The sequence below is a fragment of the Glycomyces sp. NPDC021274 genome, assembly GCF_040641195.1.
Taxonomy (GTDB): Bacteria; Actinomycetota; Actinomycetes; order Mycobacteriales; family Micromonosporaceae; genus Glycomyces.
In genome coordinates, this window is record NZ_JBFADC010000006.1 from 131720 (window position 1) to 144110 (window position 12391).

Below are 12391 nucleotides of genomic sequence, written 5' to 3' on the forward strand. Positions count from 1 at the left end.
GACTGTAAAGCACAAATGAAATATACTTAAGCTATTGTGTAGTATTGCTACATGGATGTTCGTCACCTGGACCTGCTTCGCGAATTGGCGCTGCGCGGCAGCGTCACCGAGGTCGCCCGCGCCACCCATCGGACCCCGTCCGCGGTCTCCCAGCAGCTCAAGGCCGCACAGCGGGAGTTCGGCATGGCGCTGGCGGAGCCGTCGGGCCGCGGCCTGCGCCTGACGGAGGCGGGCCGGGTGCTGGCCGAGGGCGGGGCGACGGTCGCCACTGCGATCGAACAGGTTCGCGCCCAATGGGATTCGTTCCGCGGTGAACCGTCCGGCACGGTCACCGTCGCGGCCCTCCCCAGTGCCGCGACTTTCATGCTCGCAGCGGTCCTGCGAGACATCGAGGGCAGCGCGATCGAGATCCGGTGCAGCGACATCGACATCGCCGAGGCGGCGTACGCCGCACTCGCGGCGGACAACGACATCGTGATCGCCCACAGCTTCACCGGCGTGCGCCCGGCGGGCGCGGGCTCGCTCCACGTGCAACCGCTCGCACGCGAACCGCTCGACGTCGCCATGGCCGCCGACCACCCGCTCGCCGCGAAGTCGGCCGTCCGCACCGAGGACCTGGTCGACTGCGAGTGGATCGGCGTGCCCAAGGGCTACCCCTTCGACTCGGTACTCGAGTCGATCGAGCGCGCCACCGGAGCCTCTTTGCAGGTGTCCCAACGCCTCCGCGACAACCGCCTCGTGGAGTCGCTGGTCGCGGGCAGCCGCCGCATCGCCGTACTGCCCCGGTTCACCACCCCGACGGGCACCGGCCTGGTCCTGCGCGAAATCGCCGACATCCCCACGAGGCGGCACATCACCGCGATCCTGCGGCCGGACCGTGCAGAACGGCTGGCGGTCAAGCGGGTCCTGGACGCCTTCGAGCGAGTGGCCGCCGATGTGGAACGGCGCCACCGCCGCAGCGCCTCAGGTCTGCGTGCACCTGGCGGCGGCCGATAGGTCAACCGGCTCCGGCGATGTAGCCCTCGAGCTGCTGCTTCTCGAACTCGAGCTGGCCGATGCGGCTTTTCACGACGTCGCCGATGCTCACGATGCCGACGAGGGCGCCGCTGTCGGAGACCACCGGGACGTGGCGGATGCGACGGTCGGTCATGAGGACCATCAGGTCCTCGATCGAGTCGCTCGGGAGCCGGGTGTGGACGTCGGTGGTCATGATCCGCGAGACGGGCGCGTCGAGCAGGTCGGGATCGGCGAACAGGCCCCGGGCGATGTCGCGTTCGGACACGATCCCGGCGACGCCGTAGCCGTCAGCGTTCACGACCAGTGCGCCCACGTTGTGCTCGGCGAGCCGGGCCACGAGCGTGCGCACCGTGTCCTCGGGTCGGATCGTCACCACGGCCGCGCCTTTGGATCGCAGAATGTCGCTTATCCGCATGAAGACCCTCCCATTTGCACAGTGAGTAGCGTTCAAGCATAACCCAGTCACGGCCGGAGCAACACCCTCAAACCTCACTCTCCGACGCCGTCCGCATAGCCCGCGGCCGCAGACCGCAGTCGATCCGAGCCTCGGTAGCATCGGTGCCCTTGCGCTGGAACGAGAGGGAGTAGATATGGCCGTCAGGTTCGTCCTCGACTGCGACACCGGCTCGGACGATGCGATCGCGATCTTCGCGGGGGTCGGGCACCCCGGGCTCGAGCTGGTCGCCGTCACCACCGTGAACGGGAACGTGCCGGTGGAGCACGTCACCGACAACACGCTTCGGGCGCTCGACCTCGCCGGCGCCGACGTCCCGGTCTACGAGGGCGCGGCCCGGCCGCTCGTCCGGCCGGACCTGCCCGTTGCACGGCGGGTCCTCAACAAGGACAGCGCTTTTCAGAAGTACGGCCTCGGCCTACCCGAGGCGGCATCGACCGCGCGGGAGGGGCACGGGGTGCAGTTCCTGGTGGACTGCTTCATGGACGAGGCGAACGCCGACCTCACCCTCGTCGCGACGGGACCGCTCACCAACATCGCGCTGGCGCTCGCCCTGGAGCCCCGGCTGGCCTCCCGCATTCCGCGGCTGGTGGTCATGGGCGGTGCGCACGGCAACGGGAACGTCACCGCGGCGGCCGAGTTCAATTTCTGGGCCGATCCCGAAGCGGCCGAAGCGGTCCTGAGCGCGGGTATCGCCGAGGTGGTGATCGTCCCGCTCGACGCCACGCACTCCGCGCCCTTGACCGCCGCGGACTGCACGGCCTTCGAGGCCACCGCTGTGGGCGCGGCGACGGCGAGTCTGATCCGGCACCGGCTCGAGACCGACCGGGCGGCGCAGGAGACCGCCGCAGCGCCCGTGCACGACCCGATGTGCGTCGCGTTCCTGGCGCGTCCCGACCTGTTCACCGAGTCGGTCGAGGCGCATGTCAGCGTCGAAACCGCCGGGGCCCGCACACTCGGAGAGCTCCTGGTCGACACTCGGCCGTGGCGCTCCGAGCCCGCGAACGCGATCGTCGCGCTGCGCGCTTCAGGAACGGCATACCGGGAGTTCCTGCGCGAGGCGCTCGCCTGACCTGGCGGCCGGCCTCCGCTCACCCGAGATCAACGGGCGGGACGTCGCTCAGCCGTGCAGCCAGACCCGGAGCGGACCGATCGGTTCGAAGCCGTGGCGCACGGCCACCGCGAGGTCGTCGCCGTCCTCGTAGCCGACCACCGGCAGCCTGGGGAACAGCCGGTGCACCGTGTCCAGCACGCCAGGCCAGGCCTCTGCGCCGGTCGGCGCGAAGACGTTGGAAACGCCGACCACCGCATCACTGCGGTTCGCGATCGCTCCGGCGACCACCCGATCGTCAGGGGACAGTCCGGCGAGTACGAAGATGTCCGGGTCCTCGAGCAGTTCGGGGCGGAAGAGGTCGGCGTGGCCCTCCCCGCCGTCCCATGCGATCGACCAGGCGCGCAGTGCATCCGGTTCGGCGGCCACCTCCCACGCAAAGTCGGTCGCGGTGGCGGGCGCGCCCGCCGGCCGGTGGATCCACTGCGCCTCGAACAGCACCTGGAATCCCGCCGGAGTCAGGTCGAGATCGGCGAAACTGTCCTTGATGGAGGAACCAGGCGAGGCGGTGTCGATCCGGGCCAGCAGTGCGGCCCTGTCGGCGCCGGGCGCCAGCGTGACCGCATCCGGATAGTAGACCGGCGTGCGGGTCGGCGCGGTCCAGGCGTTCGTCGCGAACTCGCTTGCCAGCCCATGCGACCGGCACATCGCCTGGCACCACTCGGCGTTGTTGCGCGCGGCGGCCCGGACCAAGGAGTGCTTCGATGTCGTCACGGATGCGGAGCCTAGTTCGCCACGGCCCCGCCTGTCGAACGGGATTCGTCCGCCGGCCACAGGCCCGCCGGCAGGTCAGCCGTCCTGGTCGAGAGGCGGGGCCGCTGCTTGTCAGAGCGGGCTGTCGACGCCCAGGGCGATGCTGGAGTCGTCGGGGAACTCCAGGAGGTGGAATACGCCCTCGATGGATCCCTTGGGCTTGTGCCGGTCACGGCCTCGGTCGAAGTACCGGTCGGCGGTCAGCTCGAACGCCGGGGCGGTCGTCACCGGGCCGAGTCGCCGGTCCTCTTCGTCGGGTGACCATGTGCCGGGCACGTCGAAATGCAGCTTCAGCAGACCGAGGCGTTCTTCGGTCGATTCGGAGGCCGTTTCTCGCCGGTCTTGGTCGTGCACCTCGACGAAGGCGAAGCGCTGGTCGGTGAGGATCCAGACGCCGGTCTTCGCGCGCGCGGCGTCGGCGAGCGCCGCTGCCCGGCAGTCGGACCGCGAACCCGAGGCGGTCACCGGCACGACGCGTCTCGGGGTGAACTCCGGGAAGGCCGTCGGGCGCAGGAGGAACACGATCAGTTTCACGGTCAGCCTGGCCGTGGTGACCAGCGCCGTCTTCAACGCGGACAGGACGAAGCGCTTCCGGCTCCCGTTGCGCTCCCGTCCCCGCACGTCGTAGGCGGTGTTCGCGGGCGAGACCCCGACCGCGAACAGGATCTCCTCGTCGGTGCGCAGGAACTGCGAGTGCATCACCGGCCGTGCGTCGAGATCGGGATCGAAGCCGCGGTACTGCGTCTGCTCCATGAGGGTTCGTCCTTCGGTTCCAGCCGCGGGCGTTCGGAGAGCGGCATCCCGAATGGTAGCGGTCGCCGCGTGCCCGCACGGGCCGGCGCCTCGCCCCGGCAGTGGCCTGAACCGGGCCCTGACCTGCGATGTTGTCCCCCAATGAGGTCAACTCCTGCCGGAGTCCCGCCGGTGTCCCGCCTACCATGGGAGCGCAAGCCACCGCGCGGGTTCGAACTCCCTCTGGCCGTGTCCGCGGGCACGGCGTTCACCAGTCGTGGACCGTGCCGTCGGCGAGGCGGTTGTAGGGCAGGTACGCCTGGACGTACGGGTACTTGCCGGCTTCGTCGGTGTCGAGTTCAACGCCGAGGCCCGGGAGGTCGCCGGGGTGGAGGTACCCGTCCGACCAGGTGAAGGACTGCTGGAAGACCTGGTCGGTCTTGGCGCCGTGCCGCATGTACTCCTGGATGCCGAAGTTGTGGATGCTCAGGCCCAGGTGCATGGCGGCGGCCATGCCGACCGGCGAGATGTCGGTGGGGCCGTGCATGCCGGACTTGACCTGGTACTGCGCGGCGTAGCCGAGGACCTTCTTGAGGTGGCTGATCCCGCCCGTGTGGGTGACCGCGGAGCGCACGTAGTCGATGAGCTGCTCGCGGATGATCTGCTGGTAGTCCCAGACGGTGTTGAAGATTTCGCCGATGGCCAGCGGCGTGGTGGTGTGCTGGCGGACCAGGCGCAGGGCCTCCTGATTCTCGGCCGGGGTGACGTCCTCGAGCCAGAACAGGTCGTACGGCTCAAGGGATTTGCCGAGCTGCGCGGCCTGGATCGGCGTGAGCCGGTGGTGCGCGTCGTGCAGGAGCGGCAGTTCGGGCCCGAACTCGTTCCTGACCGCCTCGAAGACGGTCGGGACGTGCCGCAGGTAGGAGCGGGTGTCCCAGTCCTCCTCATTGGGCAGTGTGCCGCGCTGGGCGGGCTCGTGGTCGTAGCGGACGCCTTCCATCGCTTCGTAGGTGGCGTTGGAGGCGATCCCGTAGATGGATTTGAGGCCCGGGACGCCGGTCTGGACGCGGATGGCCCGGTAGCCCTGCTCCTGGTGTGCGCGGATGGAGTCGAAGAGTTCCTCGGTGGTCTTGCCGGAGGCGTGGCCGTAGGCGAGGAGGCCGGTGCGTGAGGCGCCGCCGAGCAGCTGGTAGACGGGCATGCCGGCGGCCTTGCCCTTGATGTCCCACAGTGCCATGTCGACCGCGGCGATCGCGGCCATGGTCACGGGGCCGCGCCGCCAGTACGCGGAGCGGTAGAGGAACTGCCAGGTGTCCTCGATCCGGTGGGCGTCCCGGCCCAGCAGCAGCGGGACGACATGGTCCTTGAGGTAGGCGACGACGGCGAGTTCCCGGCCGTTCAGCGTGGCGTCGCCCAGGCCCGTGAGCCCGTCGTCGGTGGTGAGCTTGAGGGTGACGAAGTTTCGATCGGGGCTGGTGACGACGACTTCGGCTCTGTCGATGATCATCAGATCGTTCCTTCCAATGCGGCTACGTCCTGGCGCGTGCGGCTTCGCCGAACTGTATCCGGTAACCGGTTTCAGTCCGTCGTGCCTTCCGCAGATGCCGTGTCGGTCGGTTCGTCGGCCTGGCCTGCCAGCGGGTCGCTGCTCTTGACCCACTGCTGGTTCGCCGCCATCCACGCGTCCATCGTGTCGTTCTGCAGCGCCTCCCACAGCGACGCGGCGGCCTCCGCCTCCGCGCCCTCGTGGATCCGCTCGATGCTGCCCCAGTCGGTGCCCTCCTCGGAACTCGCGGGGACACGGACCGTGGTCATGCTGTCGGGGTTGATGTCCCGGAAGTTCACGGCCAGGTCGACGATCGACAGGTCATCGGGTTTGGCGATGGTGACCTTGTCCCCGAAACCCTCCAGCAGGCCCGGAATCTTCGTCGGGTCCTCCAGGTAGCCGTCGGCCTTGAGCTCCTTCAGGAGCGACTTGATCGCCTGCTGCTGGAAGTTCTGCCGGGCGTAGTCGCCGTACAGCCCCAGGTCGTAGTCGATCGTGTCGTAGAACTGGTAGCGCTGGCGCACCAGGTCGAGCGCCGCCTCCTCGTCGTAGTCATGGCACCCCTCTTCGAAGACCCGCTCGGTGTGGTGCGACTTGAACTCTTTCCAGGTGCAGATCTCGATGGTGCCCACCAGCTCCACCATCTCCACGAACCCGTTGAAGTCCGCGGTCGCGCCGAGCTCGAACTTTAGCCCGGTGAGGTCGTGGACCGTCTGCACGACGTTCTCGCGGGTGACCTCCCAGTCGTCGGAGATCGACGCCGCGTGGTTGAGCTTGTTCTGGCACGGGCTGTTGTAGTCGGGGCCGCAGTCGGGGATCTCCACGAGCAGGTCGCGGGGGAGCGACACCATCGTGGCCTCGGTGAGGTCCCCGTTGACGTGCACGATGATCATCGTGTCGGAGCGGGTCGAGCCGCCCTGCTTGTCGGTGCCGAGCACCAGGATGTTCAGCGGGCCCTCGATGTTCTCGACGTCCATATCCGCCTGCAGGTCGCCGAGGATGTCTTCAGTCGGGACGGCGTTCTCGGCGGTGGTCGACGCGTACTGTGCCACGCCGGCCGTCGCGCCGGCGACGACCATGATGAGGCCGCCCGCGTACGTCATCAGGTGCGCCCACCAGGGCGCTCCGCTCTTGCCGGCCGTATTCCTCATGAGGTGAGCACTCCTGGGGTCGGATACGCATTTGCCGTAGTAGTGGACGTGCGAGAGGGCGCCGGTGGTTGCACTGGCGCCCTGTGGTGTTGTCGGCCGCCTCGTGACGGAGGAGGCGCTCAGGTGCCGCAGAGTCCGGCGGCCAAGGGGGCGAAGAGGGCTTCGCCGAAGGCTTCGGGGTCGGTGTAGGCGCGCTTGTCCTCGATGCTCCAGGACAGCGTGATCTACTGTTTCCCACCTACCTCGCGTGCCGAACTCGGAGGAGTGTGCGATGGAGATCAACTGGCTCGGCGTCGTGCTGGCGTTCGTGGCGGGCATGGTCGTTGCGTTCATCTGGTACCAGAAGGGCTTCATCGCCGACGCTTGGGCGCAGCTGACCGGCGTCACGCCGGAGCGCTCCAGGCCCGCCCGCACAAGGAACATGACGCAGCTCCTCGTCGCGAACTGCGTGACCGCCATCGGCCTCGCCGCGGGGATCTCGCTCGCTTCTGAGGCGACCGGCGACGACTCCGTGGGGCTGGCACTACTGGTCGGGTTCGCGGCATGGCTGACGTTCTCGGCCACCACACTTCTGCAGCACAACGCCTTCGAACTGAAGCCCGCGAAGCTGACGTTCATCAACACCGGCTATCAGCTTGCACTGTTCCTCGTGATGTCGCTCGTGATCGGGCTGCTGTAGCGCGATGACCTCGGGTGCGCGGATGCACCCGCGCACGGGGTCACCTCAATGCGAGTGACTCGTGGACGGGATCGAGCACTTCGTCGCCGTCGATGAATCGGCCGGTGGTCGAGCTGATCAGCGCGACCGGACCGTCCTCGAGTTCGACGACCGTCACCTGGATCGTCACCGGGAACCGATCGCCGGCAGCGGTGGCCGTGGCTGCTTCTCGGCGCCCGAGTTCCCAGCTGTGCGAGACGACCTCCGGCTCGTCGCCTTCGTACGTGGTCGCGAGCCCGACGGCGATCGTCCGGGCCGCCGCCTCGGGGTCGTCGCCGTCGACTGAGCTGCCGTCGAGGTCGTCGATCTTGATGGCCCCGATCCACGAGTGGTCGTCGGCCGATACAGGGACCGCTCCGCTCGTGTAAGGCTCGCCCAGGCGCTCTTCGGAGGCCGGTTCCCACCCCTCCGGGATCGCGTAGCACAGGCCCGCTTCGCCATCGACGACATGCGCCTGGTCCTCGACACATTCGGGTCCGTTGTCCCAAGGGGCCCACCAGAACAGCGCGACGGCGGCGAACAGTGCCGCGACTGCGCCCAGCGTGAGCGCAAGTCGGCGGCGCCGACCGGAGCGCTCGGCGCCGGCGGGGGTGGGGGCGTCGCCAGCCTCATCGGAGGGGTTCTCGCTGTCCATCGGGCGACGCTAGCAGCGACACGGCGGGACCCCTCCCGAGTCGATGTACGGCTCTATCGGTTCAGGGGACCGGCCTGCCGGGCCGCACGCGTGATCCAGTGCAGCCCAGTCGATGGCGTCGAGTCCAGAGAACATGGCGCATACCTTCGCAGGACGCCCCGACGGCGTTCGGGACCCTGTTCGCGGCTCTCAGCGGTCGCTGTCGAGCTCGACCCCCGCGGCGACGCCGGCCTCTGTACGGTGCTGCTTGTCAACGCGTTGGAGCACCATTGCGACGACGACCAGTGCCGCCTCGATCAGGATCGCGACCAGCGCGAGCGGTCCGTTCCCCGAGGTGAGGGCGATGGCGATCACGACGGCGCCGATCACCATGAGCGGCATCAGGGCCAGGGCCAGGCGGTTGCGGCGGAAGTGCTCCTGCGAGGTGTCCATCATGTTCTCCGCGATCGCCTGGCGCGGGCGCAGGATGATCTGGAGCGGCCACAGGACGACGACGAAGATCACGATCGCCAGCAGCAGCCCCGCGGCGTACCCGAGGAGGCCGAAGAGGATCGAGGGCGCGGGCGGCCCGTCGACGGCGAACCAGAAGTGCCACTTGTCCTGTGCCTGCGCGGCGGCGAGTGCGCCCGTCGCGCGCATGACGATCTCGGTGGCGCCCATGGCGATCACCGCTCCGAGCGCACCGAAGAACGGGAACGCGAACCAGCGCGGTTTCACCGTGGCCATCGACAGGTCCCGGTCCCCCCGCCACGCGAGTTCGAGCGTGGGGAAGGCGCCCGCCACGGCGGGGCCGAGGAACATGAGCCAGCTGAGGGGGCGCTCGCCCTCGGTGTCGCCGACGGCGACGGCCAGGCCCCAGGCGCTCGCGAGCGCCCCGGCGACGGCCACGATTCTCGCCGGGATGCTGTAGTTGACCGCGAGCCAGCCGCGGAGCGTCCTCGTGTCGGGGTGGTTTTGTCCAGGGGCAGTCATTTCGCGATGGTATCAACCCTTGACCAGCGGCTCCGGCGTCGAGCGGCCTGCGTGCCAGCCCCAAGCGGGGGCCTCGGCGGGCATATCGCTGTCGCCGCGCGCAATGTCAAGCGGCTCCGCCACGTTCTCACCCGTGAGAGGCTGCCTAACGCTCGAGGTCGCGCCAGCGCCCAGGGTCTCCAGCCGCAATGATGTCGTCGTAGCCCGAGCGGTAGTCGGGGTAACGCAGCGTTCCGAGGAGCGAGGCGAGTCGCTCGCCCGAGATGAGGTGTCCGCTCGGTCCGGCGGGCAGCGCCGGCGGTGCCGGGACCTGCAGTAGCCGTGCGATGTGATCGGCGACTTCGCCGCGCGGCGCCGGGTGGTCGTCGGCCGCGTGCAGTGTGGACGGCGGCTCCGGTGCGCGCAGCAGTTCGTGCAGCGCGCGCACCAGGTCCGTCTCGTGGATGCGGTTGGTGCGCCGTTGGCGGTCCATCGGGATGCCGCGCGCGACCTGGCGGATGAGGTGGTCGCGGCCCGGCCCGTAGATGCCCGCCGGGCGGATGACGATCGCGTCGAACAGGCGGCGGGCCTCGGACTCGCTGGCCAGGAGGGCATGTGCTCGTGGACTCGCCGGACTGGGAACGTCGTCCTCAGTGAGCGTCCCGAGGCCCGGGTTGCCGTCGAACACGCGGGTCGATGACACCAGGATCACGCGCCGCGGCCGAGTGGGCAGGGCGGCCGCGAGCCGGCGCAGCGGGTTCACGAGGTCCGGCGATGTGCGCTCGGACGCGTCCGGTGTCAGGGTGACGACCATCGAGTCGACCGACGGGAGCTCAGCAGTGAAGGGCCGGCGGTAGTCGAGCGCGATGCCCGTGAATGAGCGAGGGAGCACTTCGGGGTTGCGTCGCACTGCGAACACCCTGTGCCCCGCCTCGATGAGCGCTTCGCCGAGTCGGATGCCGACTTTTCCGCAGCCGAAGAGGAGCACCGTGCGGTTCTCCATCGTCCGACCCTCCTTCTCGAGGTCTCCACGATAGTCGCATGTGCGAAGTGGAGGGTTCCGAACTGAGGGGGCTGCGGCTGCTCGTCACGGCAGGCCGCGGCTTCCTCTGGGTTGCTTCTAGCGGATCGCGCTGACGAGTTTCGTGTAGTCGCCGAACGCGTCGTCGACCATGTCGGAGTCGAGGCCGTACCGGCCGAGCGTGTACTCGTGGTTGCGGCGCATGCCGGGCCGCGCGAGGACGGCCTCGAGGTTGCCCTCCTCGCGGAAGCTCCAGTCGAGGCCGAGCCTTTCGAAGATGCGGGGGAGCTGCCCGTAGGGGTCGGCAGTGAGCTGGTGGTACGAGACGTCGACCATCCGCTCGGGCGGAATCCTCAGGCGCGCCTGGCGGCCCTGCTCGACCATCCACGACAGGGAATCGAGCCATTCGCGGCCGATCTGGCGGGTGTCGTAGCGGCTGTTGCACAGGGCCGTCCCGGTCTCCACAAGGGAGCACCACGAGCCCATGACGGTCTGCGGGTCGCGGTGCGTCCACAGGATCTGGGCGTCGGGGAAGACCTTGAGGAGCGGGTCCAGGTTGTACAGATGGAACGGGGACTTCAGCACCCAGCGCCGGGGCCGGTCGCCGAACTGGAGGACCTGGAGGAACTCCTTGAGGTACTGGTAGTCCGGCACGAAATCGCGCTGCTCCAGCCATTCCCGGTAGCCGGGGAGCTTGAAGCGGGTGCCCCAGTGGAGGCCGTGCGGGAGCGCGAGCACGCATTCTTCGGGGGTCTCGGCGGTGCTGGGGTGGATGGTCTCCCAGATCGGGGTGATGACGCTGACTGCGGCGGAGACCCGCCGGGCCTTGGCGAGGCGCTGCTCGCGCAGTTTCGGGTCGATGTCGAACCGGTCGGCGTGGTGGAACTCCCACATCATCGGCGCGCGATTGCCCTCCGGGGCAGCGATCACCTTGTGCGCCAGCGTGGTCGCGGTGCGGGGGAGGCCGACCACCACGATCGGACGGTCGATCGACTCGGATCCCATCGCGGGGTTCTCGGCGTGGAGCCGCCTGATGCGCAGGCGGTTCTCCATGCGCATCTGGAGTTCCGAGACCGTCCCGGCCCATCCCAGATAGGACAGGTCGCGCACCTTCGCGAACCGGTGCAGCAGTGCCCGATAGTCCTCAATGAAGTCGCGGTCGATGTCGGCGCCGACGCCCGCCCCGACCTCGGCCTTCCCCAGGGCCTTCTCGAAGGCCGCGTCCGGATCCCGCACGGCGCGTGCGAGTGCGGGGGCCATGACGGTGTTCAAGGGCTTGACCCAACCGGCGACGCGGCGCATGGGGACGTCCTCTCCTCGAGCGGTGCGAACGCGAGTCAGTCTCTCACGATCGTGTTAGGACGCCACCTCGGGCGGCGGGCGGACCGGCGCCGGGCGGCCCTTCCCGGTCTCATGTGAATGATCGGAATTCACGCGTTCAGGTGATTTTCCGCAACTCACGACTTAGCCTCAGGGGGTCATTTTTCCGACTCCGATGGAGGCAGAGTAGCCGATGAGCATGATCACCACCCGAAAGAAACGGCGCGCGAAAACGGTGCGCCGTGTGACGACCGGCGTGGCCGCCGGTGCAGCCGTGGGCCTGGCGGTCGCGGGGGTCGCCGTGGCCGCCAGGCGCACCGAACGGGTCATTCCCAAGCTTCCGGCACCGGGCGCGACCGCCGAGGCCGAGCTGCTGTCGAAGGGCATCGAGCTGGTCGTGGCGGGCCGCAAGATCCGCACCGGACCGCTCCAGGGCAGGGCCGCGTTCGAGATCGAGGCGAACCCGAGCGATCCGGCCGCGGTGCGGACCACGATCAAGGAGTTCCACCTCGTCTCCACGGGTGACCGCGAAGGCGTCACTGTGACCGTCGACCTCGAGCAGCGCGCCGGAATCCGGCATGTCGCGTCGGGGCTGCGGCGCGTTTCGGCGGAATCGCCGCGATTCCACCACAAGCTCGCGGTGCCGTGCATCATCACCATCGCGAACACGGACGCGCTCGGCCTGCCCGCGGGCATCGACGATCCGCTGTCGCTCGCAGCGAGCGTCCCGGTCGAGCTGTCGGCGAAGCCGTCGGGATTCCCCGACGACCGCGCGCTGTACAAGCTCAACGAGGAAATCGAGCTCACGGCATCAGGGCTGCCACTGGGGCACAAGGCCTCGATCATCAAGTTCCCGTTGCAGATCAAGGGCCTTTAACCGCACACGCTGCCGGGCCTGCGGGTCCGGCAGCGGTGCGCCTGCCTCAGCCGAGCCCCGGACTGAGCGCGACCCCGGAACGCCTCGTACATGGACCAGCGTCGCC

General features: G+C 68.9%; 13 protein-coding genes. 4 read left to right on the forward strand and 9 right to left on the reverse strand.

Annotated elements, in window-relative coordinates; all coding sequences use genetic code 11:
• The first annotated feature begins 51 nt into the window (after nucleotides 1-51).
• A complete protein-coding gene (locus AB0I03_RS15545) occupies nucleotides 52-996 on the forward strand; it encodes a LysR family transcriptional regulator (protein WP_360412547.1) in 945 nt (314 codons plus the stop codon).
• Between the two features lies 1 nt (nucleotide 997).
• On the opposite strand, the gene AB0I03_RS15550 is transcribed toward AB0I03_RS15545, so the two are convergent.
• A complete protein-coding gene (locus AB0I03_RS15550; RefSeq protein ID WP_360412550.1) occupies nucleotides 998-1432 on the reverse strand; it encodes a CBS domain-containing protein in 435 nt (144 codons plus the stop codon).
• 175 nt (nucleotides 1433-1607) lie between these two features.
• Between AB0I03_RS15550 and AB0I03_RS15555 the strand changes: the two genes are divergently transcribed.
• Entirely contained in the window at nucleotides 1608-2543 is a 936-nt protein-coding gene (locus AB0I03_RS15555) for a nucleoside hydrolase (RefSeq protein ID WP_360412553.1), read from the forward strand.
• A 48-nt stretch (nucleotides 2544-2591) separates the two neighbouring features.
• Here the strand turns inward: AB0I03_RS15555 and AB0I03_RS15560 are convergent, their stop codons facing one another.
• The 4 genes from AB0I03_RS15560 to AB0I03_RS15575 form a co-directional block, all read right to left on the reverse strand.
• Nucleotides 2592-3296, reverse strand: coding sequence for a hypothetical protein (locus tag AB0I03_RS15560; RefSeq protein WP_360412556.1), 705 nt, complete (start codon nucleotides 3294-3296; stop codon nucleotides 2592-2594).
• Nucleotides 3297-3407: 111 nt separating this feature from the next.
• Nucleotides 3408-4088, reverse strand: coding sequence for a hypothetical protein (locus AB0I03_RS15565; protein WP_360412559.1), 681 nt, complete (start codon nucleotides 4086-4088; stop codon nucleotides 3408-3410).
• Nucleotides 4089-4335: 247 nt separating this feature from the next.
• Complete coding sequence (manD, locus tag AB0I03_RS15570) at nucleotides 4336-5574, reverse strand: D-mannonate dehydratase ManD (RefSeq protein ID WP_360412562.1); 1239 nt, start codon at nucleotides 5572-5574, stop codon at nucleotides 4336-4338.
• A 71-nt stretch (nucleotides 5575-5645) separates the two neighbouring features.
• Nucleotides 5646-6764 carry an LCP family protein gene (locus tag AB0I03_RS15575; RefSeq protein WP_360412565.1) on the reverse strand — a complete coding sequence of 373 codons (1119 nt, stop codon included), beginning with the start codon at nucleotides 6762-6764 and terminating at the stop codon, nucleotides 5646-5648.
• A gap of 271 nt (nucleotides 6765-7035) precedes the next feature.
• On the opposite strand from AB0I03_RS15575, the gene AB0I03_RS15580 reads away from it, so the two are divergent.
• On the forward strand, nucleotides 7036-7443 hold the full coding sequence (locus AB0I03_RS15580; RefSeq protein WP_360412568.1) for a DUF1761 domain-containing protein: 408 nt from the start codon (nucleotides 7036-7038) through the stop codon (nucleotides 7441-7443).
• Nucleotides 7444-7483: 40 nt separating this feature from the next.
• Here the strand turns inward: AB0I03_RS15580 and AB0I03_RS15585 are convergent, their stop codons facing one another.
• The 4 genes from AB0I03_RS15585 to AB0I03_RS15600 all read right to left on the reverse strand — a co-directional run bounded on the left by AB0I03_RS15585 (nucleotide 7484) and on the right by AB0I03_RS15600 (nucleotide 11390).
• Nucleotides 7484-8116: a hypothetical protein gene (locus tag AB0I03_RS15585; RefSeq protein WP_360412571.1), complete on the reverse strand. Its 633-nt coding sequence runs from the start codon at nucleotides 8114-8116 to the stop codon at nucleotides 7484-7486.
• A gap of 189 nt (nucleotides 8117-8305) precedes the next feature.
• Nucleotides 8306-9088, reverse strand: a complete 783-nt coding sequence (locus AB0I03_RS15590) for a hypothetical protein (RefSeq protein ID WP_360412574.1) — start codon at nucleotides 9086-9088, stop codon at nucleotides 8306-8308.
• A 145-nt stretch (nucleotides 9089-9233) separates the two neighbouring features.
• Nucleotides 9234-10070 (reverse strand): SDR family NAD(P)-dependent oxidoreductase, encoded by an 837-nt coding sequence (locus AB0I03_RS15595; RefSeq protein ID WP_360412576.1) that lies wholly within the window; start codon nucleotides 10068-10070, stop codon nucleotides 9234-9236.
• 117 nt (nucleotides 10071-10187) lie between these two features.
• Nucleotides 10188-11390: a sulfotransferase gene (locus AB0I03_RS15600; protein ID WP_360412578.1), complete on the reverse strand. Its 1203-nt coding sequence runs from the start codon at nucleotides 11388-11390 to the stop codon at nucleotides 10188-10190.
• A 217-nt stretch (nucleotides 11391-11607) separates the two neighbouring features.
• Between AB0I03_RS15600 and AB0I03_RS15605 the strand changes: the two genes are divergently transcribed.
• Nucleotides 11608-12285, forward strand: coding sequence for a hypothetical protein (locus tag AB0I03_RS15605; RefSeq protein WP_360412581.1), 678 nt, complete (start codon nucleotides 11608-11610; stop codon nucleotides 12283-12285).
• Nucleotides 12286-12391: the final 106 nt, after the last annotated feature.